This window comes from Nocardioides lijunqiniae (assembly GCF_015024225.1).
Classification (GTDB): domain Bacteria; phylum Actinomycetota; class Actinomycetes; order Propionibacteriales; family Nocardioidaceae; genus Nocardioides; species Nocardioides lijunqiniae.
Genome location: NZ_JACJGM010000001.1, coordinates 276,788 through 300,487 on the forward strand (window position 1 = coordinate 276,788; position 23,700 = coordinate 300,487).

At 72.2% G+C, this 23,700-nt stretch carries 16 protein-coding genes; 13 read left to right on the forward strand and 3 right to left on the reverse strand.

The features are described from left to right. The first annotated feature begins 50 nt into the window (after nt 1-50). Nucleotides 51-2,162 carry an acyltransferase family protein gene (locus tag IRQ30_RS24015; protein ID WP_193611251.1) on the forward strand — a complete coding sequence of 704 codons (2,112 nt, stop codon included), beginning with the start codon at nt 51-53 and terminating at the stop codon, nt 2,160-2,162. 35 nt (nt 2,163-2,197) lie between these two features. On the opposite strand, the gene IRQ30_RS01325 is transcribed toward IRQ30_RS24015, so the two are convergent. Continuing rightward, nucleotides 2,198-2,989 (reverse strand): IclR family transcriptional regulator, encoded by a 792-nt coding sequence (locus IRQ30_RS01325; RefSeq protein ID WP_134741220.1) that lies wholly within the window; start codon nt 2,987-2,989, stop codon nt 2,198-2,200. 203 nt (nt 2,990-3,192) lie between these two features. Here IRQ30_RS01325 and kduI point away from each other — a divergent pair, with 203 nt between their 5' ends. The 10 genes from kduI (at nt 3,193) to IRQ30_RS01375 (ending at nt 18,433) form a co-directional block, all read left to right on the forward strand. Then, the gene (gene kduI / locus IRQ30_RS01330; RefSeq protein ID WP_338087660.1) at nt 3,193-3,975 is read left to right on the forward strand and encodes a 5-dehydro-4-deoxy-D-glucuronate isomerase; all 783 of its coding nucleotides are present in this window, start codon (nt 3,193-3,195) and stop codon (nt 3,973-3,975) included. Beyond that, nucleotides 3,972-4,727 (forward strand): 2-dehydro-3-deoxy-D-gluconate 5-dehydrogenase KduD, encoded by a 756-nt coding sequence (gene kduD, locus IRQ30_RS01335; protein ID WP_193611252.1) that lies wholly within the window; start codon nt 3,972-3,974, stop codon nt 4,725-4,727. The genes kduI and kduD overlap by 4 nt, the downstream gene beginning before the upstream one ends. A gap of 110 nt (nt 4,728-4,837) precedes the next feature. After that, entirely contained in the window at nt 4,838-5,929 is a 1,092-nt protein-coding gene (locus IRQ30_RS01340; RefSeq protein WP_193611253.1) for a sugar ABC transporter substrate-binding protein, read from the forward strand. Next, nucleotides 5,926-6,939, forward strand: coding sequence for an ABC transporter permease (locus IRQ30_RS01345; RefSeq protein WP_338089513.1), 1,014 nt, complete (start codon nt 5,926-5,928; stop codon nt 6,937-6,939). Before IRQ30_RS01340 ends, IRQ30_RS01345 begins: the two co-directional genes overlap by 4 nt. Next, entirely contained in the window at nt 6,936-8,495 is a 1,560-nt protein-coding gene (locus IRQ30_RS01350) for an ATP-binding cassette domain-containing protein (RefSeq protein ID WP_193611254.1), read from the forward strand. Before IRQ30_RS01345 ends, IRQ30_RS01350 begins: the two co-directional genes overlap by 4 nt. Before the next feature lies 1 nt (nt 8,496). Then, nucleotides 8,497-9,495: an ABC transporter permease gene (locus IRQ30_RS01355; RefSeq protein ID WP_193611255.1), complete on the forward strand. Its 999-nt coding sequence runs from the start codon at nt 8,497-8,499 to the stop codon at nt 9,493-9,495. Nucleotides 9,496-9,560: 65 nt separating this feature from the next. Then, nucleotides 9,561-11,048 (forward strand): aldehyde dehydrogenase family protein, encoded by a 1,488-nt coding sequence (locus IRQ30_RS01360; protein WP_134741225.1) that lies wholly within the window; start codon nt 9,561-9,563, stop codon nt 11,046-11,048. After that, the gene (gene eda / locus IRQ30_RS01365) at nt 11,045-11,695 is read left to right on the forward strand and encodes a bifunctional 4-hydroxy-2-oxoglutarate aldolase/2-dehydro-3-deoxy-phosphogluconate aldolase (protein ID WP_193611256.1); all 651 of its coding nucleotides are present in this window, start codon (nt 11,045-11,047) and stop codon (nt 11,693-11,695) included. Before IRQ30_RS01360 ends, eda begins: the two co-directional genes overlap by 4 nt. Beyond that, nucleotides 11,692-12,789 (forward strand): sugar kinase, encoded by a 1,098-nt coding sequence (locus IRQ30_RS01370; RefSeq protein WP_193611257.1) that lies wholly within the window; start codon nt 11,692-11,694, stop codon nt 12,787-12,789. Before eda ends, IRQ30_RS01370 begins: the two co-directional genes overlap by 4 nt. Before the next feature lie 229 nt (nt 12,790-13,018). After that, nucleotides 13,019-18,433 carry a LamG-like jellyroll fold domain-containing protein gene (locus IRQ30_RS01375; RefSeq protein ID WP_193611258.1) on the forward strand — a complete coding sequence of 1,805 codons (5,415 nt, stop codon included), beginning with the start codon at nt 13,019-13,021 and terminating at the stop codon, nt 18,431-18,433. A gap of 175 nt (nt 18,434-18,608) precedes the next feature. Here IRQ30_RS01375 and IRQ30_RS01380 read toward each other — a convergent pair whose 3' ends face one another. Continuing rightward, the gene (locus IRQ30_RS01380) at nt 18,609-18,836 is read right to left on the reverse strand and encodes a tautomerase family protein (RefSeq protein WP_193611259.1); all 228 of its coding nucleotides are present in this window, start codon (nt 18,834-18,836) and stop codon (nt 18,609-18,611) included. 197 nt (nt 18,837-19,033) lie between these two features. Here IRQ30_RS01380 and IRQ30_RS01385 point away from each other — a divergent pair, with 197 nt between their 5' ends. Further along, the gene (locus IRQ30_RS01385) at nt 19,034-20,719 is read left to right on the forward strand and encodes a copper resistance CopC/CopD family protein (RefSeq protein ID WP_338089514.1); all 1,686 of its coding nucleotides are present in this window, start codon (nt 19,034-19,036) and stop codon (nt 20,717-20,719) included. Between the two features lie 45 nt (nt 20,720-20,764). Further along, nucleotides 20,765-21,730, forward strand: a complete 966-nt coding sequence (locus IRQ30_RS01390; RefSeq protein ID WP_193611260.1) for an MsnO8 family LLM class oxidoreductase — start codon at nt 20,765-20,767, stop codon at nt 21,728-21,730. Nucleotides 21,731-21,737: 7 nt separating this feature from the next. Here IRQ30_RS01390 and IRQ30_RS01395 read toward each other — a convergent pair whose 3' ends face one another. Then, on the reverse strand, nt 21,738-23,669 hold the full coding sequence (locus tag IRQ30_RS01395; RefSeq protein WP_193611261.1) for a sensor histidine kinase: 1,932 nt from the start codon (nt 23,667-23,669) through the stop codon (nt 21,738-21,740). Between the last annotated feature and the right edge of the window lie 31 nt (nt 23,670-23,700).

The window sequence follows — 23,700 nt, forward strand, 5'->3', positions numbered from 1 at the left end:
AGCCTCGCGGGTTTCTTCGACGAAGCCCCTCACGATTAGTGTGTCGACGCGTGAGTGCCACGACCGAGACACGCTCCCCGGAGCGCGCCCCGTCCAGGAGCTTCCGACCCGACATCGAGGGCCTGCGCGCCGTCGCGGTGCTCTCGGTCCTGATCTACCACGCCGACCTGGTCTGGGTCCCCGGCGGCTACGTCGGCGTCGACGTCTTCTTCGTCATCTCGGGCTTCCTGATCACCTCGCTCATGGTGCGCGAGGTCGAGCGGCGCGGACGGCTGGGACTCGCCGACTTCTGGGCCCGCAGGGCCCGACGGCTCCTGCCCGCCAGCACGGTGGTGCTGGTCTTCAGCGCCGTCGTCGCCCTGGTCTGCCTGCCCGTCAACACCCGCAAGGACTTCGGCGGCGACATCGTCTCGGCGGCGCTGTACGTCGTCAACTGGCGCCTCGGCGCCCGCGAGGTCGACTACCTCGCCGAGAACGTCAGCGCCTCCCCGGTGCAGCACTACTGGTCGCTGGCCGTCGAGGAGCAGTTCTACATCGTCTGGCCGCTGCTCATCGCGGCGCTGGTCGCCCTGGTCCGCACCCGGTGGCGGGCCGCGCTGCTGGTCGGGATCGCCGCCGTCACCGTCGCGTCGTTCGTGTTCACGCTCTCCTACACCGCCGACCAGCCCGGCCTGGCGTTCTTCGTCTCCACCACGCGGGTCTGGGAGCTCGGCATCGGAGCCCTGCTCGCGATCGCCTTCCCGGTCCTCGTCCGGCTCCCGGCCGCGCTGCGCGGGGTGCTGGGCTGGGCGGGGATCCTGGCCATCGCCTACAGCGTCCTCGTGCTCGACGAGGGCACCGTGTGGCCCGGGACGGCCACGCTCCTGCCGGTGCTGGGCACGGCGGCGGCCATCCTCGCCGGCGGCGGCGTCGCGGCCACGTGGGGCGTCGGCCGCCTGCTGGGGCTGCGCCCGGCCGTGTGGATCGGCGGGCTGTCGTACTCCCTCTACCTCTGGCACTGGCCGTTCCTCATCGCGGCCGAGGGGCTGTGGGGCGACCTGCGGGTGCGGCAGGCGCTGCTGGTCGTGATCGCGTCGGCGGTCCCCGCGTGGCTCTCCTACCGCTACGTCGAGACGCCGTTCCGCCACGCCCCCCGCTTCGCCCTCCCGCGTCCCGCACTGCTGGCGGGCGCCGCCGGGATGGCGGTCTCGATCGTCGCCGGGCTGGCGCTGGTGGCGTCCTTCTCCCTCGTGGACACCGTGGAGGAGGCATCGGCGAAGGAGGCGCCCGGAGCGGCTGTCCTCCAGGACCCCGACCTCGCCGACACCGACTGGGCGTCGCTCAAGACCGTCGACGTGCTCAGGCCGTCCCCGCTGGACGCCTACGAGGACTACCCCTCCATCAACAAGGACGGGTGCGTCGCCACGATGGTGGAGGAGAACTACAAGACCTGCGAGTACGGCGACGAGGACGCCGAGCGCACGGTGGCCCTCGTCGGCGACTCCAAGGCCGCCCAGTGGTTCCCGCCCATCCGTGAGATCGCGGAGCGGGAGGGCTGGCGCCTGGTGGTGATCTTCAAGAACGGCTGCCCCTTCGCCGCCTCCGACGTCCTGTACCAGGGCGAGCCCAGCCCGACCTGCAAGTCCTGGCAGCCGTGGGCCATGGACAACGTCGAGGAGCTCGATCCGGACGTGCTGATCACCGTCACGCGCAACGCGCGGGCGCTGCCGCCCGGCGGGACGACCGACGAGGACGCCACGCAGGCACCCATGGTGGAGGGGCTCGTCGAGTACTGGGAGCGCCTGGTGGACTCCGACATCATGCTGGTGCCGATCCTGGACACCCCCGTCCCCTTCAGTCCCACGGTCCCCGACTGCGTCCAGGACCACCTCGACGACCTCACCCAGTGCGTCGCCCTCAAGGAACGCGGCTTCGAGAAGTCGGGCGCGCCCGCCCAGCTCGCGGCCGCCGAGCTGGTGCCCGAGGCGCGGGTCGTCGACATGTCGTCGGTCGTGTGTCCCGACGGCGTGCACTGCCCGCCGGTGATCGGCAACGTCCTCGTCTACCGGGGCGGCACCCACCTGAGCAACACCTACGCGAAGACCACCACGCCGATCCTCGCGAAGCGGCTCGCCCGGGCGACCGACGGCCTCTTCGGCTCGGCGACGCTGGCGGGCGGCTGACGGACCGACCGGACGGTCGGACGACGGAGCGCGGTCTAGCGCACCATGCTGTTGTCGTGCATGACGGCCACCTTGGCCTTGACGCTCAGCAGGGTCTCGATGATGAAGTCCTCACGACCCCCGTCGAGCCGGCTGATCGGCACCGCGACGCTCAGGGCGTCGAGGGCGGGTCGCGCGAAGGGCAGCGCCACGCCGAAGCAGCGCACGCCCATGCAGGACTCCTCGCTCTCCACGGCGTAGCCGTGGACCGAGGCCTGGTCGATGATCGTCAGCACGGCGTCCTTGTCGGTCGTCGTGTGCGGCGTGAGCGCGGTGATGCTGTCGGGCACCAGCTCGTGGCGAGCGGGCTCGGGCATCTCGGCCATGATCGCGCGCCCCAGCGACGTGCTGTACGCCGGCAGCCGGCGGCCCACCGCCGAGTGCATGCGCAGCGGGTGCACCGACTCGCGCTTGGCGGTGTAGATGACGTCGGCGCCGTCGAGCCGGCCGACGTGGACGGTCTCCTCGGTGGCCGCGGCCACCTCGTCCATCACGGCCTTGGCGCGGGCCAGCACCGGGTCGCCGTCGAGGTAGGCCGAGCTCACGACCAGCGAGTGGATGCCCAGCTGGTAGACGCTGCCCGTGGGGTCGGTCTGCAACCAGCCGCGCGCCGTCATCGTGCGCAGCAGCGCGTGCAGGCTGCTCTTGGGGATCTGTAGACGGGTCGAGAGCTGGAGCTGGGTGCCGGGGCCGTGGGCGGCGATCTCGTCCAGCAGGTCGAGGGCGCGGGCGGCGGACTTGACCGGTCCCGCGACCGCCTCGCGGGTGGGCGTCTTCTCGAGCTGCATGGCGAAGCCTTCTTCTGGTGGTGGGGCCGTTCCCCGCACAGGCGACCACTGTACGCGAAGTTCGCATACGTGGACGAGTTTCAACCCCTTGACCCGTGACGGGGGTCACGTGTAGCGTCCCAGTTCACATAGACGAACGCAGTTCATGAGTCCGAGGGAGCATCTGAGTGATCCAGGTCCGCTATTCATCATCGCCGTCGAGCGTGGAGACCGCCCACGCTGCGGACCTGCGCGAGCGCTTCCTCGTCGACGAGCTCTTCGTCCCCGGCGAGGTGTCCGGCGTCTACACCCACGACGACCGCCTGGTCGTGGGCGGCGCGCTGCCCGGGGCGGACCAGCTGGAGCTGCCGGCCTGGGAGGACGTCCTGGGCGTGACCTCTCACCTGGAGCGCCGCGAGCTCGGCATCATCAACGTCGCCGAGGCCGGCCACGTCCTGGTCGACGGTGAGAAGTTCGAGCTCGGCCACCTCGACGGGCTCTACGTCGGTCGCGGCGCCGAGGTCGTCTTCGCCGGGGCCGACGCCGCCTTCTACTTCGTCTCGGCGCCCGCCACGGTCACCTACCCCACGACGACGCTGGGTCACGACACGATCGAGCCGGTCGCCATCGGCACCGCCAAGGGCGCCAGCCAGCGCCACCTGTTCCGCTACGCCTGGGGCGAGGAGCTGCGCACCGACCAGCTGCAGTTCGGCGTGACCGTGATCGCCGACGGCTCGGTGTGGAACACCCTGCCGCCGCACCTGCACGAGCGCCGCACCGAGGTCTACCTCTACGTCGACCTCGAGGAGGACGACCGCGTCTTCCACTTCCTCGGGCAGCCCGGCGCCACCCGCCACCTGCTGGTCAAGAACCGCGAGGCCGTCATCTCGCCCCCGTGGTCGATCCACGCCGGCGCCGGCACCGCCTCCTACGCCTTCGTCTGGGCCATGGCCGGCGAGAACAACGCCTACACCGACCTGCGCCCCGTCGCGCTGGAGGAGCTGTGAGCTCGCCGTTCGACCTGACCGGCCGCTGCGCCGTCGTCACGGGCGCGGGCCGCGGTCTCGGCCAGGGCGTGGCCCTCGGGCTGGCACAGGCCGGCGCCGACCTGGTCCTCCTGGGTCTCCCGGGCAGCCAGACCGAGACCCAGCAGATCCTCAAGGAGCTCGGCCGCGACGTCCAGGTCCTCGACCTCGACGTGGCCGACCTGGACGCGGTGGAGAAGGTCGCCTCCCAGGTGACGGCCGAGCGCCAGGTCGACATCCTCGTCAACAACGCCGGCATCATCGACCGCGAGGACTCGGTCGACGTCACCCCCGAGGCCTGGGGCCGGGTGCTCGACATCAACCTCTCGGGCCTGTTCTTCCTCTGCCAGCAGATCGGCCGCCCGATGGTCGAGCGGGGCAGCGGCAAGATCGTCAGCATCGCCAGCCTCCTGGCCTTCCAGGGCGGGCTGCGCGTGGTCTCCTACGCCGCCAGCAAGCACGGCGTCGCCGGCATCACCAAGGCCCTCGCCAACGAGTGGGGCCCCCACGGCGTGCAGGTCAACGCCATCGCACCCGGCTACATGGCCACCGACAACACCACCGCGCTGCGCGAGGACGCCGACCGCTCGCGGTCCATCCTCGAGCGGATCCCGGCCGGCCGCTGGGGGACCCCCGACGACGTCGCCGGGTCCGCGGTGTTCCTCAGCTCGTCGGCGGCCGACTACGTCAACGGCCACGTCCTCGTGGTCGACGGAGGCTGGATGGCCCGCTGAGCCGCACGTCCCATCGCACGTCCAGATCGACGCCGCACCCGCGGCGCGCCTCACCCCTTCTCGGACCACCACCGCCGGATTCCCTGGCACCAAGAGATAGAGGATCGACGATGAAGTTCAAGTCACGTCCCGCCGTAGCACTGGTCAGCCTGTCGCTGGCCGCCGTCGCCCTGGCGGGCTGCAGCGAGGAAGCCTCCGGAGGAGGCAACGACGAAGCCGGCGGCTCGGGCGCGTGCAAGCCCGCCGACGTCAAGCTCGTCGGTCAGGTCCGCAACGAGTCCAACCCCTACGAGGCCGCCTGGCTCGACGGCGGCGACGCCTTCGCCGAGTCGGTCGACCTGAGCCAAGAGCGGCTCACCTACGACGGCGACTCCACCAAGCAGCAGGAGCAGGTCAGCCAGCTCCTCGCCGGTGACACCGAGTGCCTGGTCATGAACATCCTGCCCAACGGCGACTCCGACACCCCGCCGATCGTCGAGCAGGCCCAGGAGGCGGGCGCCTACCTCGTCACGCAGTGGAACAAGCCGGCCGACCTCAACGTCGCCGACTACGACCACTGGGTCAGCCACATCACCTACAACGGCGTGGAGTCCGGCAAGCAGATCGGCGACGCGCTCTCCGAGGCCATCGGCGGCTCGGGTGGCATCATCGCCCTCCAGGGCATCCTCGACACCGGCGCGGCCAAGGACCGCTTCGCCGGGCTGGAGGAGTCGCTGGCCGCCAACACCGACGTCAAGCTGCTCGACGAGCAGACCGCGAACTTCTCGCGCCAGGAGGCCCTGGAGGTGACCAAGACGCTGCTCACCAAGCACGGTGACGACGTCAAGGGCATCTGGGCCGCCAACGACGACATGGCCCTCGGTGCGCTCGAGGCGCTCAAGCAGGCCGGCAAGGAGGGCGAGGTCGCCGTCGTCGGCATCGACGCCGTCCCCGACGCGCTCACCGCCATCGAGGACGGCGCCATGACCGCGACCGTCTCCAGCGACGGCCCGTGGCAGGGCGGCATCGGCCTGGCCATCGGCTACTGCGTCGCCACCGGCGAGCTGTCCATGGACGACGTCGCCGCCGAGGAGCGCGCCTGGTACGCCGAGCAGTTCCTGATCGAGAAGGACAACGTCGCGGAGTACATGGAGCCGAAGACCGACGAGGCCGACTTCGCCTGCGACAACGTCTTCAGCCGTTCGCAGGGCGCGATCTCGTGACCCTGACATCCCCCGCCGAGCACGTCGACACCGTCGTGGCGCGCCCCCAGCCTCGGCGGGGGGTGTCGTTCCGGGACGCCGGTCCTCCGATCGCACTGGTCGTCATCTTCCTGGCCTTCTCGGTCCTGAGCGACGACTTCCGTACCTTCACCAACGTCCAGAACATCATGGACACGGCCGCGGTCCTCGCGGTCGTCACCTGCGGCATCACGTTCGTCCTGATGATGGGGTCGATCGACCTCTCCGCGCCCGGCCTCATGGGCGCCTCCGCGATCGCGGTGGCGCTCCTGGTGGCCAACAACCGCAACGGCAACGACCTGGGACTGCTGGGGGTCCTGGTCGCCGTCGCCATCGCGGCGGCCCTCGGCTGCCTCAGCGGTCTGGCGCTGGTGCTCCTCAAGGTGCCGTCGTTCATGACCACCCTCGGCGTCTCCGCGGTGGGCCTCGGCCTGGCGACCCTGATGTTCAACGGCGTGCAGCCCAACATCACCGACAAGATGCTCGCGAGCTGGGCCGTCGAGCGGTTCCTCGGCTTCTCCTACCTCACCTGGATCGCCGTCGCGTGCATCCTCGTGGGCTGGCTGGTGCAGCGCTACTCCCGCCTGGGCCGCTACGCCTACGCCATCGGCGGCGCCGAGGAGGTGCTGTCGCTCTCGGGCATCCGCGTGAAGCCCTACAAGGTGGCGGTGTTCACCATGGCCGGGGCCTTCTACGGGCTGGCGGGCGTGATGGTCACCAGCCAGCTCAGCGCCGGCCTTGTCCAGGCCGGCAGGGGCTTCGACTTCCAGGCGATCACCGCCGCGGTGGTCGGCGGCACCCTGCTCACCGGCGGCCGCGGCGGCGTCCTGCACTCCACCGTGGGCGTCCTGCTCGTGACCGTGGTGATCAACGGCCTCGTGCAGATCGGGGTCAGCCCCTACTGGCAGGGCGGCGTCCAGGGCCTCATCGTCGTCGTCGCGGTCGCCGCGGCCGTCCTCCCGCAACGTCGAAGGAACCAGGTGGTCAAGTGAGCATCGATGTCCAGCCCGAGCAGACGGTCTCCGAGCCGGCCCCCGTGCCGGCACTCGAGGTCCGTGGCCTCGTCAAGCACTACCCGGGCGTCAAGGCGCTCGACGGGGTCGACCTGGTCGTCCGCCAGCACGAGGTGCTCGGGCTCGCGGGCGAGAACGGCGCCGGCAAGTCCACGCTCCTCAAGGCGCTGGTCGGCCTGGTGCGTCCCGACACCGGCGAGATCTACGTGCGCGGCGAGCGGGTCCGGATGCGCAGCGTCGTGGAGGCCGCCGAGAACGGCATCGGCATGGTGTTCCAGGAGCAGTCGCTGGTGCCCAACCTCACCGCCGCCGAGAACATCGTGCTCGGCTCGGAGGGCTCGGCCGTCCGCCGGGGCGTGTACCGCTGGGAGACCATGCGCAAGATGGCCCAGGAGCAGCTCGACAAGATCGGCTCCGACATCAACCCGCTGGCCCGCACCGACACGCTCTCCTTCGCCGACCGGCAGATGGTCGAGATCGCCAAGCTCCTCCGCATCGAGCAGCGCAGCCAGCACCCGCCGGTGATCATCCTCGACGAGCCCACCTCGGTGCTGGAGTCGAAGGAGATCGAGACCCTCTTCGCCCAGGTCCGCCGGCTGCGCGAGTTCGCCTCCGTGGTCTTCGTGTCCCACCGCCTCGACGAGGTCCTGGACGTGTGCGACCGCGTGAGCGTGCTGCGCGGCGGCCAGTCGGTCGGCGAGCTGCCGACCGCCGGCGCCGTGCCGGCCGAGCTCCACCGGATGATGATCGGGTCCACCGGGTCCGACGACCACTACCACGGCGGCGGGGTCCAGGCCGCCGACCGACGTGAGTCGCTCCTCAGCGTGCGGGGCATGTCCGGTGCGACGTTCCGCGACGTCGACCTCGACGTCGCCCCCGGCGAGATCGTCGGCATCGTCGGCGTCCACGGCTCGGGCCGCGAGGACGTGTGCCGCGCCCTGTTCGGCGCCGAGCCCACGACGGCCGGCGACGTGACGCTGGACGGCAAGAAGCTCGACCTGTCCGGCACCCGCGCCGCCTGCGCCGCCGGCATCGGCTACGTGCCGGCCGAGCGCAAGACCGAGGGCATGGTCGGACCGATGTCGGTCGCCGACAACATGGTCCTGACCAAGCAGGGCGCCCGCTGCACCGGCCCGCTGGTGTCCCCGCGCAAGCAGGCGACGCTGGTCGACCGGTGGATCGACCGCCTCTCGATCCGCACCCCCCACCGTGGCACCGCGATCCAGCGGCTCTCGGGCGGCAACCAGCAGAAGGTCGTGCTGGCGCGCTGGCTGATCGCCGGTGACATCAAGCTGCTGCTGCTGGACCACCCGACCCGCGGCCTGGACATCGGAGCGCGCTCGGAGGTCTACCGGCTCATGCGCGAGCTCGCCGGCAACGGCGTGGCCACGGTCCTGCTGGCCGACAGTCTCGAGGAGGCCATCGGCATGTCCGACCGGATCGTCGTGATGAGCGACGGCCGGGTCACCAAGGAGATCGACTGCCCGTCCGGCGCCAAGCCGACGCCCCTCGACCTCGTCAAGGAGATGGTCTGACATGTCCACCCCCGTGCTCGCCACGCCGGCGGCCGACGTCGGCCACGCCGACAAGGGCGGTCCGACCCTGGGACAGCGGCTGACGTCGTTCATGCCGCTCATCGCCCTGGTGGCACTGCTCGCCGCCCTGTCGATCGCCGACCCCGACTTCCTCACGCAGCGCAGCCTCACCGCCGTCGTCCGCACGTCGGCGCCGCTGGTCGTGCTCGCCGTCGGCGCGACCCTGGTCGTGCTGTGCGGGGGCATCGACCTCTCGATCGCCGCCCTGACCTCGCTGTCCACGGTGTTCTTCGCGCTGTGGCTGCCGGACCTGGGCGGTCTCACCACGCTCGCCGTCATCGCGGCCACCGCCTGCATCGGGGCGGTGCAGGGCCTCACCCACGTGCTGCTGCGCATCCCGTCGTTCATCGTGACGCTCGGCGGCATGAGCATCTTCTCCGCGGTCGCGCTCGTCATCTCCGACGCCGGCCCGGTGCGGATCACCGACCGCGCCGCCACCGAGTGGCTCACGCTGTACGTCGGCGGCTACGTGCCCATGGCGTTCGTCGTGGCCGTCATCGTGGTGGCCGCGATCGCGCTGGTCCTGCGGCTGACGCCGATCCAGAGCTGGATCACCGCCACCGGCTACTCCGAGCCGGCCGCGCGCCTGGCCGGCACGCCGGTCGACCTGGTCAAGGTCGCGGCGTTCACGGTGTCGGGCGCCTGCGCGGGCCTGGCCTCGGTGATGCTCGTGTCTCGCAACTTCAGCGGCAGCCCCACGATGGCCGACAACCTGCTGCTGCCCGCCGTGGCGGCCATTGTCGTCGGCGGCACCGCGATCACCGGCGGCCACGGGTCGGTCTGGCGCTCGCTCGTCGGCGCCCTCGTCATCACCCTGCTCCGCGTCGGCCTGCCCATCGTGGGGGTGCCGTCGGCCTGGGAGCAGATCCTCTACGGCGCGATCATCGTCGCCGCCGTCGCCCTCACCCTCGACCGCTCCAAGGTGTTGATCATCAAGTAGCCACCGCCCCTCCCCTCCCGCACCACGCACTCGAACCACGAACTCGAACCACCAGGAAGGCCACCATGCCGAACGACCAGCTCCTCCCCAACGTCCGCTCGTTCCTGTCCTCGCCCAAGCAGCTCCTCATCGACGGGGAGTGGGTGGACGCCAAGGACGGCAAGACCTTCGCGACCGTCAACCCCGCCACCGAGGAGGTGCTCGTCCAGGTCGCCCAGGCCTCCGCCGTCGACATCGACCGCGCGGTCGTGGCGGCCCGCACCGCCTTCGAGTCGCCGTCGGCGTGGTCGAAGTTCACCCCGCGCGACCGCTCCCACCTGCTGTGGCGCATCGGCGACCTGATCGACGCCCAGGCCGAGGAGTTCGCCCAGCTGGAGTCCCTCGACAACGGCAAGAGCCTCGAGGCCGCCCGCGGCGACGTCGGGGTCGCCGCGGAGCTGTTCCGCTACTTCGCCGGCTGGGCCACCAAGATGGAGGGCACCACGATCCCGATGTCGGTGCCGGGCCGTGAGTTCCACGCCTACACCCGCCGCGAGGCCATCGGCGTCGTCGCGGGCATCGTTCCCTGGAACTTCCCGCTGACCATGGCGGCCTTCAAGATCGTCCCCGCGATCACCGCGGGCAACACCGTGATCCTCAAGCCCGCCGAGCAGACCCCGCTGACCGCCCTGCGCCTGGGCCAGCTGCTCCTCGAGGCCGGCGTCCCCGCCGGCGTCGTCAACGTCGTGCCGGGCTTCGGTGACGCCGGAGCCGCGCTGGTCGACCACCACGACGTCGACAAGGTCGCCTTCACAGGCAGCACGGAGGTCGGCAAGAAGATCGCCGCCGGCGCCTCGAAGAACCTGAAGAAGGTGTCGCTGGAGCTCGGCGGCAAGGCGCCCAACATCATCTTCGCCGACGCCGACCTCGACGCCGCGATCGCCGGCGCCGCGCTGGCCGGCTTCTTCAACGAGGGTCAGTGCTGCGTCAACGGCTCCCGGCTCTACGTCCAGCGCGAGGTCTTCGACCAGGTGATCGAGGGCGTCGCCGCCGCGGCCCGGGCCATCACGGTGGGCGACGGCTTCGACCCCAACACCACGATGGGTCCGCTCGTCTCGCAGGAGCAGCACGAGAAGGTCATCGGCTACGTCCGCGGCGCCGTCGCCGACGGGGCGACCCTCGCCGCCGGCAGCAGCGACCCTGCCAAGGACCAGGGCTACTTCTTCGCGCCGACCCTGATCACCGACGTCACCGAGCAGATGGCGATCCAGACCGACGAGATCTTCGGCCCGGTCATCACCGCGATCCCGTTCGACACCGAGGACGAGGTCGTCGCGGCCGCCAACAACACCGTCTACGGCCTGGCGGCCGGCGTCTGGTCCAAGGACCTGGGCACCGCCCACCGGGTCGGCTCCAAGCTCCGCGCCGGCACGGTCTGGCTCAACACCTGGCACGCCGACGACGTGACGCTGCCCCGCGGCGGCTTCAAGCAGTCCGGCTGGGGACGCGAGCTCGGGTCGTTCGGCCTGGACGACTACACCGAGCTCAAGACCGTCATCGCCGAGCTCCGATGAGCTCGGCGGACGTCCTCGGGTCCCATCGCGTCGTCCCGGTCGTCGTCCTCGACGACGCCGGGGCGGCCGACGACCTGGGCGCGGCGCTGGTCGCCGGCGGTCTCCCGGTCGCGGAGGTCACTTTCCGCACCCCGGGGGCCGCCGCGGTCCTGGCCCGGATGGCCGCACGCCCGGAGCTGCTGGTCGGCGCCGGCACCGTGATCACCGCGGCGCAGGTCGACCTCGCCCACCAGGCCGGGGCCCGCTTCGTGGTGTCGCCGGGGCTCAGCGCCGCCGTCGTACGCCGCTGCCAGGAGCTCGACCTGACGGTCGTCCCCGGCGTCAGCACCGCGTCGGAGATCATCGCGGCCCTCGACCTCGGCCTCGAGACCGTCAAGCTCTTCCCGGCCGAGGCCTGCGGCGGGCTGCCGACGCTCAAGGCCCTCGCCGCGGCGTTCCCCCAGGTGCGGTTCGTGCCCACCGGCGGGATCACCGTGGACAGCGCCCCCGCCTACCTCGCCCACCCCGCGGTCCGTGCCGTCGGCGGGAGCTGGATGGTCGCGCCCGACCTGCTCGCCGCCGGCCGCTGGGACGAGGTCACCGCCCGCTCGGAGGCGGCCGTCCGTCTCGCCACGCCCACCTCTGCCCTCACAGGAGCTCCGTCATGATCGAGACCCGTCCCGCCGCCGAGTGCGAGTTCGACATCGTCGCGCTCGGGGAGGTGATGCTGCGGCTGGACCCGGGGGAGGGCCGTGTCCGCACCGCCCGCCGGTTCGAGGCCTGGGAGGGCGGCGGGGAGTACAACGTCGCCCGCGGGATGCGCAAGGTCTTCGGGCTGCGCGCCGGCGTCGTGACCGCGCTGGCCGACAACGAGGTCGGCCGACTGGTCGAGAACCTCATCATGCAGGGCGGCGTCGACACCTCGCTGATCCGCTGGGACAAGTACGACGGCATCGGCCGGACCGTGCGCAACGGGCTGAACTTCACCGAGCGCGGCTTCGGCGTCCGGGGTGCCCTCGGCGTCTCCGACCGCGCCAACACCGCCATCAGCCAGCTGGCGCCCGGAACCGTCGACTGGGACGACCTGTTCGGCCGTCGCGGGGTGCGGTGGCTGCACACCGGCGGGATCTTCGCCGGGCTGTCGGAGAGTGCCGCCCTGGTGGCCGAGGAGGCGATGTCGGCCGCGCAGCGCCACGGCACCGTCGTGTCGTTCGACCTGAACTACCGGCCCAGCCTGTGGGCCGGCATCGGCGGCAGTGAGTACGCCCGCGACGTCAACACCCGGCTGGCGAGCCACGTCGACGTGATGATCGGCAACGAGGAGGACTTCACGGCCTCGCTCGGGTTCGACGTCGAGCACGTCGACGAGCACCTCAGGACGCTGCCGATCGACAGCTTCGCCGCGATGGTCAACACCGTCGCGCAGAAGATGCCGTGGCTCTCGGCGGTCGCCACCACCCTGCGCACGGTCCACTCCGCCAGCGACAACGACTGGCAGGCCATTGCGTGGTCACCCGAGACCGGGGTCCTGACGTCGGCCGCCCGCGACCACCTGGCCATCCTCGACCGGGTCGGCGGCGGTGACGGCTTCGCCTCGGGGCTGGTCTACGGGCTGCTCTCGGGCGAGGACCTCCAGGAGTGCCTCGAGCTGGGCGCCGCCCACGGCGCCCTGGCCATGACGACGCCCGGCGACACCTCGATGGTGACGCGCGAGGAGGTCCGCTCCCTGGCCTCCGGCGGCAGCGCCCGGGTACGCCGCTGACAGCAGGTCCCTGCGAGCCCCACGCCCCCGTCCCGCCCTCCTGGGCGGTGCGCGGGACGTGGGGTTCTGTCATGTGTGTTCACACATGTGGACAATAGATACAAATAGTTCACAAATCTGTACCAAGTTCTTGACTCTGTGTGACCGCGGTCATAGCGTCGGGCCACCGTGAGCGTCGAGTGCCGACGCTCCGGTGCCGCAGAGCCCAACCCAAGCCAAGGGATCCCAGATGAACCTGCTCCGCCGGTCGGTCCGCCGCTCGTCAGCCCGCCTGACCTACCTCGTCCTCGCGCTGGCCGTCGGCCTCGGCGTCGGGCTCCCGGCGGTCAGCGCCGCCGCGGCCCCGGCCCCGCTGGCCGCGCCCGCGGACGGCAGCCTCAAGATCCTGCTCTTCTACAAGGCCAACTTCCACGCCTCGCAGGTCCAGGCCCGCCAGGCCGTGCGCGACCTGACGGCGGAGCTCGCCACCCAGTACAGCCAGACGGTCGAGATCCAGGAGACCGAGGACCCGGCGGCGTTCACGACGGAGAACCTCGCCACCAAGGACGCGGTGGTCTTCGCCCAGACCGGTGGCGTGCTGTTCAACGACGCGCAGCGCGCCGCCCTCGAGGGCTACATCCGCGGTGGCGGCGGCTACGTCGGACTGCACTACGCCGGCTGGTCGGTCGGCACCAGCGAGCACGACGTCAACCCGTTCTACCTCCGCCTCGTCGGAGCGATGTCCGAGGGCCACCCGGAGAACCCCGCGGTCCGTCCCGGCCGGGTCGTGGTCAAGGACGCCGACCACCCGCTGACGCAGGGGCTGCCGGCCGACTTCACCCGCAGCGACGAGTGGTACGACTGGACGGTCAACCCGGCGCCGAACGTCCGCACCCTCCTGGAGGCCGACGAGGAGTCCTACGGCGGCGGCCGCCTGGGCACCTCGCACCCGATCACCTGGTGCCAGCAGATCGACAGCGGCCGCTCCTGGTACACCGGGATGGGCCACGAGGGCTCGGCCTACTCCGAGCCGCACATGCGCACCCAGCTGCGCAACGGCATGGCCTACGCCGCCGGCCTCCTGCCCGCCGACTGCTCGCCCCCCTCCAAGGCCGTCAACGGCGCGATGAGCGAGGTCACCCCCTGGCCGCTGATGCCGATCAACGCCGCGCTGACCTCCGACGGCACCGTGCAGTCCTTCGGCAGCACCTCGACCGGCTGCACCGACAACGCGCCCTACGACTTCGACGGCAACGGCTGCATCTCCCAGGGCGGCCAGTTCGAGATCGACATCTGGAACCCCGAGGTGCCGCGGACGCTGGCGAACCTCGACCACGGCCTGATGCCCAACACCACCTACACCGACCTCTTCTGCTCGATGCAGGTGCAGGACCCCCACCGCGGCGCGACCATGACGGTCGGCGGCGACGACAGCCTCGGGGCCAACGACCCCAACGACGCCGCGATCGGCGTCACGACCTACACCACCAACAACGGGCTCCAGAACGACGCCCCGATGAACCTCCCGCGCTGGTACCCCACCGGGACCACGATGCCCAACGGCGACATCGTCGTGCAGGGCGGCGCGCTGCGCGGCGGTCCCGGCGGCCCCGGCGTGCTCACCCCCGAGATCCGCACGGCCGACGAGGGCTCCGGCTGGCGCCTTCTCACCGGCGCCCGGAGCCCCGCCGCCTACGGCGACGGCGGCGCCGACCACGCGGGCCAGGACGAGAACCGCTGGTGGTACCCGCGGGCCTTCGTGGCGCCCGGGAGCGGCAACCTGTTCAACATCAGCGGCACGCAGATGTTCGAGCTCGACCCCAGCGGCGACGGTGAGGTGACGCTGCGAGGCACCCTGCCCGCCGGCATCAGCAACCAGGGCGCCCAGCTCGGGAACCCCGTCGGCGCCACGTCGACGGCCACGATGTACCGCCCCGGCAAGATCCTCCAGGTCGGGGGCGGCTGGTGGGCCAACGGCGGCGGTCCCGCCGGCGCGCGTGCCGGCTTCACCGTCGACATCACCGGCGGCACGGCGCAGCCCGTCGTCGAGGCGACCGCCCCGATGAAGCACCGCCGGCACTGGGCGACCTCGACGGTCCTGCCCGACGGTGACGTCCTCGTCACCGGCGGTGGCCGCGAGAACAACGGTGGCGGCGGCGTCGCGACCAACCCGGAGATCTGGGACCCCGAGACCGGCGAGTGGACCACCGTCGAGGTGCCCCAGCAGCACGCCCGGCTCTACCACTCCACCGCGCTGCTCCTGCCCGACGGTCGCGTGATGATCGGCGGCGGCGGCGCGCCCGGCCCGCGCAACTACACCGACGTGGAGTACTACTCCCCGGCGTACCTGTTCGACGGCGAGCAGCCGGCCGAGCGGCCCGAGATCACCGACGCACCGCAGGAGATCGGCTACAACGGCACCTTCGACATCGCGTCGTCCACCGAGGTCTCCCGCGTGACGCTGGTCCGCAACGGCTCGGTGACGCACGGCTTCAACAACGACCAGAACTTCCAGGACCTGGAGTTCACCCAGGACGAGGGCACGGGCGAGGTCACGATCACCGCCCCGACCGACGGCACGTACGCCCCTCCGGGCGCCTACATGCTGTTCGTCTTCGACGCGGACGGCACCCCGTCGGTCGCCTCGATGATGGACCTCGACCCCGAGGTCGAGATGGACGTGCGGACCCCGCAGGTCGTCGACCAGTTCGAGTACCCGCGGGTGCCTACCGACTGGCGCGGCGGCAACCCCGCCGGCGTCGTCGACGTCGCCGCGGACAACGGCCGCATGGCGCCGTGGTCCGTCGACAGCCCGGTCCAGCTGGTCCGGGCCCGCAACGAGGCCAACGGCGGCCTCGGCGCCACCGGCTACCACCTCGCCCTCGGCGGGGCCGGGAGCCTGGAGCGCACGATCGAGGGCCTGGAGCCCGGCCGCGACTACCGGCTCTCGCTCCACTACGCCCGTGACGGCCGCTCGGCCGGCACGGCGCCCGCCACCGGCACGCTCGGCATCGGCTCGCTCGACGCCACGCTGACGGCCACGACCGAGCGGTCCTCGCGGACCGGCTTCGACACCTACGTCGGCACCTTCACGGCGTCGAAGCGCTCGGAGACGCTCACCCTTGCGCAGACCGGTCCGGGTGCCGGGCTCGTCGTCGACGACCTCGTCGTCATCGGCGTCGACCCCGGTCTCGCGGACGTCCCCATCCACTACGAGTTCGAGGAGGGCGAGGGCACCACGGCCGCCAACACCGGCACCGACGACTCGGTCGGGGCGGCGACCCTGACCGGCGCGACCGGATGGTCGCCCGACGGGGTCATCGGCGGCGCGCTCGAGCTGCCGGGCGGCACCAACGCCAACACCGTCGACCTGCCCGACAACCTGCTCCAGGGCGAGGAGAGCTTCACGACCTCGTTCTGGGTCCGACCGGACACCAAGGGCAACTGGATCAACCTGTTCCACATCGGTGACGGGCTGGAGGGGGCCGGGAGCTTCTTCCAGATCCAGATGCAGACGCAGGCCGACGGGAACACGGGGCTGGCGGCCACCTTCAAGGCCAAGGGCTCCAACCTCCAGGAGCGGATCTACGCCAACCCCACGCGCGACGTGGACGCCGGCGCGTGGAACCACGTCGTGGTCACCCGCGAGGGTGCCACGGCCACGCTCTACCTCAACGGCGAGGAGATCGCGACCCGCGACGACCTCACCATCGACATGACCGACGTGGGTCCGACCAGCAACAACTGGCTCGGCCGCAACGGCTATCCCGACCCGGCGTTCGACGGTCGCATGGACGAGGTGCGGCTCTACCGCGCCGCGCTCACCGACGCCGACGTCGAGGCCCTGTACGCCGACGGCGCCTCGCTGCGCACGACCACGACCGTCACGGTCGACCCCGCCTCGCCCTCGCCGTTCGGCGAGCCGCTGTCGGTGTCGGCGCAGGTCGAGGACGAGGCGGACGCGGCGGCCGGTGGCGAGGCCGAGCTGTGGGTCGACGGCGCGCGCGTCGGCGTACCCGTGGCCCTGGTCTCCGGTGCGGTCACGTTCCCCGAGCTCACCCTGAGCCCGGGCGAGCACGAGATCGAGGTCCGCTACCTGGCGGCCGACGGCTGGCGCCCCTCCCGGGCGAGCGTCACGCACACGGTCGAGCGGCCGCCGCCGGGCGAGGGCGTGCCGATCCACTACGCCTTCGACGAGGGCGCGGGCACGTCGTCGGCCAACACCGGCAGCGACCCCTCGGTCGGAGCGGCGACGCTCCTCGGCGACACCGGCTGGGCGCCGGGCAGGCACGGCTCCGCCGCGTCGCTGCCCGGTGGCGGCGGTGGCAGCAGCAACTACGTCGACCTGCCCGACAACATCGACGCGGGCCTGGACGAGGAGTTCACCGTGTCCCTGTGGGCCCGGCCGGACGCCCTGCCCAACTGGGTCCCGCTGCTCCAGATCGGCAGCAGCACGGACACCTTCTTCCTGCTGCAGTCCTCCACGCAGGCCGCCGGCCCCACCGGGTTCGCGGCGACGTTCAAGGCGCCGGGCAACCCGACGCAGGAGAGGCTGACGCTGGGTGGGGGCAACGACCTGCCCATCGGTGACTGGACGCACGTGGTGTTCACCATGAGCGGCTCGACCGGGCGGATCTACTTCGACGGCGAGCTGATGAACACTCGGGACGACTTCACCCTGGGCATCGGGGACATCGGAGTGGGTGGGGAGACCACGGTCAACGCGCTGGGCAGCACGAGCTGGCCCGACCCGAAGTTCGACGGCCTGATCGACGACTTCCGGATGTACGGCTACGAGCTGTCCGGTGACCAGGTCTCCGAGCTGTACGACGCGCCGGTCGGGTCCGCGGACTCCTACAGCACCGCCCACGGCCAGGCCCTGACGGTCCCGGCCCCCGGCGTGCTGGCCAACGACACCGATGCCCAGGACGACGTCCTGACGGCGACGGACGCCACCCAGCCGGAGCACGGCCAGGTGACGCTCCAGCCCGACGGCTCGTTCACCTACACCCCCGAGCCGGGCTTCTCCGGCACGGACGGCTTCACCTACAAGGTGAGCGGCGGTGGGCTCTCCTCCGCCCCGACCGCCGTCACGATCACGGTGGCCGAGCCGAACGGGACGACGGTGTCCGGGTCGGCCGGCAGGGTGACCTACGGTCGAGCCGGCACGGTGGCGGTCGCGGTGAGCCCGGCCACGGCCACCGGACGGGTCGACGTGCTGAGCGGCTCGAGGGTCCTCGGCTCCGGCACGGTCACGGCCGGCAAGGCCTCGGTCGCGCTGCCCGCCAGGGCCTTGGCTCCGGGCACGCACCCGCTCACCCTGCGCTACGCCGGCGACGCCTCGCACGACGCGTCTACGGGACAGGTGCAGCTGGTGGTGGTCAAGGCCGTGCCGGTGATGAAGGTGCAGGCCCCGGGCAAGGTCAAGCGGGGCAAGCGGGCCACCGTCAAGGTCACGCTGACCGCGCCCGGCGTCACGCTCACCGGCCAGGTGCGCGTCACGGTGAAGGGCAAGAAGGTCGTCGGGACGGTCCGCAACGGCAGGGTGGTCGTGAGGCTGCCCAAGGCGGCGCGGGTCGGTCGCCTCAAGGTGACCGTCGCCTACCTCGGCAGCCCCTACGCCGCCGCGGTCACCCGCAGCGTGACGCTCCGCGTCACGCGGTGACCACGAGGTAGCGACACAGCAGCGGGCCCGGAGGACATGTCCTCCGGGCCCGCTTCGTCGTACGTCGTCGGCCGGCAGTCGACAGCCCCATGTAACACGTCGTCCACGTCTCTTCCATCTCGCTGCAGCGGGCGGGAGGAGACGTGGACGACGTGTTACCTGCAGAGGCGGTCGGTCAGCTCTCGTCGGCGAGGGCGGCGACGACGCCCGCGCGGCTCTCGTCCTCGCTGGCAAGGACACCGCCGTTGGCGACGATGTCGGGGGTGATCTCGCTGAAGACCATCCGGACGTCCTGGCGGCGCGCGCCCAGGAGCTCGACGGCGTTGTCGGCGACGGCGGCGGCGAAGGCGCGGCGCTGCTCGACCGTGCGTCCGCGCAGGAGCTCGACGGTGATGTTGGGCATGGGGGTGGTCCCTTCTCGGTTGACCGCCCGAGGGATCGAGTCCACATGGGCGGCCTGGGTTCAGTGATGTGAACCACAGTCTAGGGGAATCCGGCGGCGGTTCACATTCTTGACATCGGTTCAGCGCGCTGGTTCAGTGGCGCTGGTCACAGCGCACCCGCGCGGCGGCCGACCCCGACCACACCAGGACGTGACCCGTGAACCGCTGGCGACGAGCCGCGCCCCTCGTCCTGTTGGCGCTCACCGCCCTCCTGGTGCCGCTCCTGGTGCTGGGCGCCGCGGCGCCCGCCAGCGCGCACGCCACGCTGATCGGCAGCGACCCCGGCGAGGGAGCGGTGCTCGAGGCCGTCCCCGAGCGGATCTCGCTCACCTTCGACGAGGCCGTCACGGGCGTCCCGGACGGGGTCCAGGTCTTCGACGCCCAGGGGGAGCCGGTCACCTCCTCGTCGGCCGTCAGCGGCGAGGAGCTGGGGGTCGAGCTCACCCAGGACGTCGCCGACGGCACCCTCGTGCTCGTGTGGCGCGTCCTGTCCGAGGACGGCCACCCGATCAGCGGCTCCCTCAGCTTCTCGGTCGGCGCGCCGAGCGCCCGTGTGACGCCGCCGGCCGACACCTCGGCCGCCACCACGGACGCCCCCGGAACCCTGAGCGCCGCCCGCGCCGTCGGGTACGTCGGTCTCCTGCTGGCCGTGGGGCTCGTGGTCTTCACCCTGCTCCTGCTCACGCCGGCCGTGCCGTCGTCCGCTCGCCGCCGCCTCGTGCGCGTGGCCCGGGTGGCCGCGGCGGCCGCGGCGCTGGGCTGGCTGGCCGGACTTCCCCTCACCGCCGTCTACCAGCTCGGCGGCGGTCTCGGCTCCCTCCGGGAGGCGGCGACCTGGTCGGCCCTCCCCGCCGCCGAGTACGGCGTGACGGCCGCGGTCGTCCTCGGCTCGGTCGCGGCCGTCGTCCTGCTCGGCGGCGGGGAGCCCGGGCGGGGCCGCGCGCGGGCGGCCCTGGGCGCGGGCCTCGTGGCGGTCGCCGCGCCGGGACTCACCGGGCACACTCGCGCCGCGAGCCCGGAGGCGCTGGCGGTCGCGGCCGACGTGCTGCACCTGCTCGCCGGCAGCGTCTGGCTCGGCGGGCTGGTGGGCCTCGCACTCGTGCTGCCGCGGCTGACCGGGCGGGACGCCGCCGGCGGCGAGGTCCTGGCCCGCTTCTCGGGCGTCGCGGCCGGTGTCCTGGGGGCGCTGACGGTGACCGGCGTCCTGCTGGCGTGGCGCATCGTCGGCGCCTGGAGCCCGCTGGTGGACACCGACTACGGACTGCTGCTGCTCGCCAAGGTCGCGCTCGCTGCGGTCGCCGTGGGGATCGCGGCCTGGAACCGCTTCGCCCTCCTGCCACGCCTGCGTCAGGCGGTCAAGCGCCGCGACCGCGACAGCGGCAGCCGGCTGGTCGCGCGCTCGACGTTCGCGGAGGCCGGCGTCCTGCTCGCCGTCCTGCTGGTCACCGGTGTCCTCGTGGACGAGAGCCCCGAGCCCGAGGCGTCCGCCGCGAGCGCCGCCGACCCGACGCTGGGCGGCCCCCAGGTGGCGCCGCTGGACGACGTGACGGTCGAGGCGTCGCTCTCGCCGCAGGCTGTCGGGCCCACGACCCTGACCCTCCAGCTGCGCGACATGACCGGCGCGCCTGCCGTCTTCTACGAGGCGCCGCGCGCCCGACTGTTCTCCGAGCAGGTCGACCTCGGCTCCGTGCCGCTGACCTCCGAGATCGCCGGGACCCACACCGCCCAGGTCGTCCTGCCCGCGCCCGGCACCTGGCGCCTCCAGGTCTCCCTGCGGACCGGCGAGTTCGACAACCCCGTCGCCTACCTCGAGTTCGTCGTCGCCGAACCCGGCTCCTCCTAGGAACGTCCGAGGGAAGGCCACCGCCTTCCGCGGCGTTGACCCGCCGTGAGGCTCTCGCTGCTGGACCGCTCCCGGACCCGGGTGGGACGACCCGACGCCGAGGGGCTGACCGGCACGGTCGAGCGCGCGGTGCACGCGGAGACCGTCGGCTACGAGCGGTTCTGGGTCGCCGAGCACCACGCCGTGCCGGGCATCGCGTCGGGCGCCCCTGCGGTGCTGCTCGCGGCCATCGGCGCCGCGACGTCTCGGATCCGCATCGGGTCGGGCGGCGTCATGCTGCCGCACCACCAGCCCTTCGTCGTGGCCGAGCAGTTCCGCGTGCTCGAGGCGCTGTACCCCGGTCGCGTCGACCTCGGTCTCGGGCGCTCCCTGGGGTTCACCGCCCCCGTGCGGCAGGCGCTGCGCCACGACGCGGACGCGGCGGACGCCTTCGAGGGCGACCTGGTCGAGCTGCGCGGCTACCTCGAGGGCACGGCGCCAGTGACCGTCCGCCCCGAGACCGCGCCGGTGCCGATGCACGTGCTCGCCACCGGCCGGGGGCTGCGGTTGGCCGCCGGGCTCGGGCTGCCCGTGGTGGTGGGTGGTCCGATCCTGGACGACCCGGACGTGGGGGACGCGCTCGGCGCATACCGGCGCGACTTCCGGCCGCACTGGGGGAGCGCCCCGTCGGTGACGGTCTCCCTGGACGTCACGGTCGCCGACGACGACGTCACGGCGCGCGAGCTCGCGCTGCCCGAGGCGTGGGCCATGGCCCGCTCGCGGCAGACCGGGGAGTTCCCTGCGTTGGAGAGCCCGGAGTCGATACGGACGCAGCCCTGGCCCGATCAGGTACGCCGCCGGGTCGACGCGTCGCTGGAGCGGGCCGTGGCGGGCGGCCCGGCGACCGTGCGGCGCGCGCTGGAGCGGCTCGTGGAGCGGACGCAGGCCGACGAGCTGATGGCCAGCACGTCCACGTACGACCGCGAGGCGCTGCTCGCCTCCGACGCGGCCCTGCCCGCCCTGGTGACCTGAGCCGGCGTCAGCCGGTGGTCCGGCTGAGCGGCAGGCGGACCGTGAAGGTGCTGCCGGTGCCCAGCGCGGAGTCGAGCAGGATCGACCCGCCGTGGCGCTGCACGATGCGGCGCACGATGCTCAGCCCGAGCCCGGTGCCCGGCAGCGCCAGGGCCTCGGGGTTGGTCGAGCGGAAGAACTCCGAGAACAGCTCCTCCTGGTCGTGCTTGCTGATGCCGTAGCCGGTGTCCTGCACCACCAGCCGCACGAAGCGCTCGGTGCGCTCCGTGGACACCGTGACCCGGCCGCCGGAGGGGGTGTACTTCACGGCGTTGCCGACCAGGTTGAGCGCCACCCGCTCGAGCTCGTCGCGGTCGCCGCTGATGAGCAGGGGCCCGGCGTGAGGCAGCACGGTGAGCGCCACGCCCTTCTCCGCGGCCATCGGCCGCATCGAGGACGCCGCGTCGAGCGCGGCCTGGTGCAGGTCGACGACGCCGGAGGTGGTGGGGACGTCGGCGTCGGTGAGCTGCTTGAGCGTCAGCAGGTCGTTGATGAGGGCGAGGACGCGCTCGAGGTTGCGCCCGATCACGGCGAAGCTCGACGGGGGCGCCGAGGCCGGGTCGTCCTCGATGAGCTCGAGGTGGCCCTTGATGGCCGTCAACGGCGTGCGGAGCTCGTGGGACACCGTCGAGATCAGGTCGCTCTTGTAGTGGTCGAGCGCCTCCAGCTGACCGACCAGCACGTGCTCGCGCTCGAGGAGGCGCGCGTTGAGGACGGCCTGGCCGAGGTTGCGGGCGATCTGGCCCGCGGCCTGGACCTCGTGGGAGGAGAACTCCGCGCGACCCACGCGGCGTACGACGACGAGGTAGCCCAGGCAGTCGGGCCCGGCGCCCAGCGGCGCCAGCAGCAGCGTCTGCGCGCCCAGCGGCCGCAGGTAGTCGGTGAGCGCCTCCTGCTGGGGGCCGGTCGGGTCGTGCCGGCGGGTCCGTCGGGGCACCCACCCGGCGCGGCCGCCGGCCACCTCGAGCCGCTCGCCGGGCTCGAGGCTCGGGCCGGTCGGCGCGGCGGTGCGCGCCGTCAGCAGGGGAGTCGCCGGCCCCGCGGAGGAGTCCTCGATCCGGGCCAGCGCGATCTGCCCCGTGGCCCACGCGTCCTTCGCCGAGCCGGCGACGATCTCGAGCAGCTCGTCCGGTGCGTCGTCGACGCCCTCGGGGTAGCGGGCTCCGGTGCCCGAGACCCGGTCACCGTCCGCCAGGGCGCGCAGCCACAGGCTGTCCGCAGCGAGGGCCTCGGCGATCGGATGCACGCTGCTGTCGATGATGTGGCTGACGTCCAGCGAGCGGGTGGCGTTGCTGTGGATCGCCTCGACCGCCGCCGCGAGCCGGACCTGCTCCTCCAGCTCGGAGGCGCGGCGGGCGTTGTGCAGCGCGATCCCGGCGAGGTCGGAATACATCTCCAGCAGCTCGCGCCGCTCCCGGTCGGGCCGCAGGCCGTCGACGGGCATGTCCACCGACAGCAGCCCCAGCAGCTCTCCCGCGGGGGAGCGCAGCGGGGAGCGGAGGGTGTCCTCGGGGCGCCACCGGTCGGCGTCGGGCAGCTCCTCGGCGTCGGCGTCGACCGTGGGGAACCACCCGGTCGACACGTCTCCGAGCCGCTCCGCCGGGATGAACAGCAGCGACCCCCACTGCTCGGCCATGGCCAGCTCGTCCTCCATCGACGCGAGCGAGACCTCCTGCCCGAGCAGCTGCTCACGCGCCTCGGCGCTGCCCGAGACCGCCGAGATGTGGAAGGTCAGGTCGCGGGTGAGGTAGCTGATGGCCGCCACCTCGAAGCCGACGGCCTGCGCGACCCCCTCGGCGACCGCGTCGAGGACGGAGTCGACGTCGGCGCCGCCGTTGATGCGGCGCATGATCTGGTAGATCGGTCGGAGCTCTCCGACCTGTGCACCAACCGGGCTCATCGCCACCTCCCCCCACGAGACGCTCAGTCTC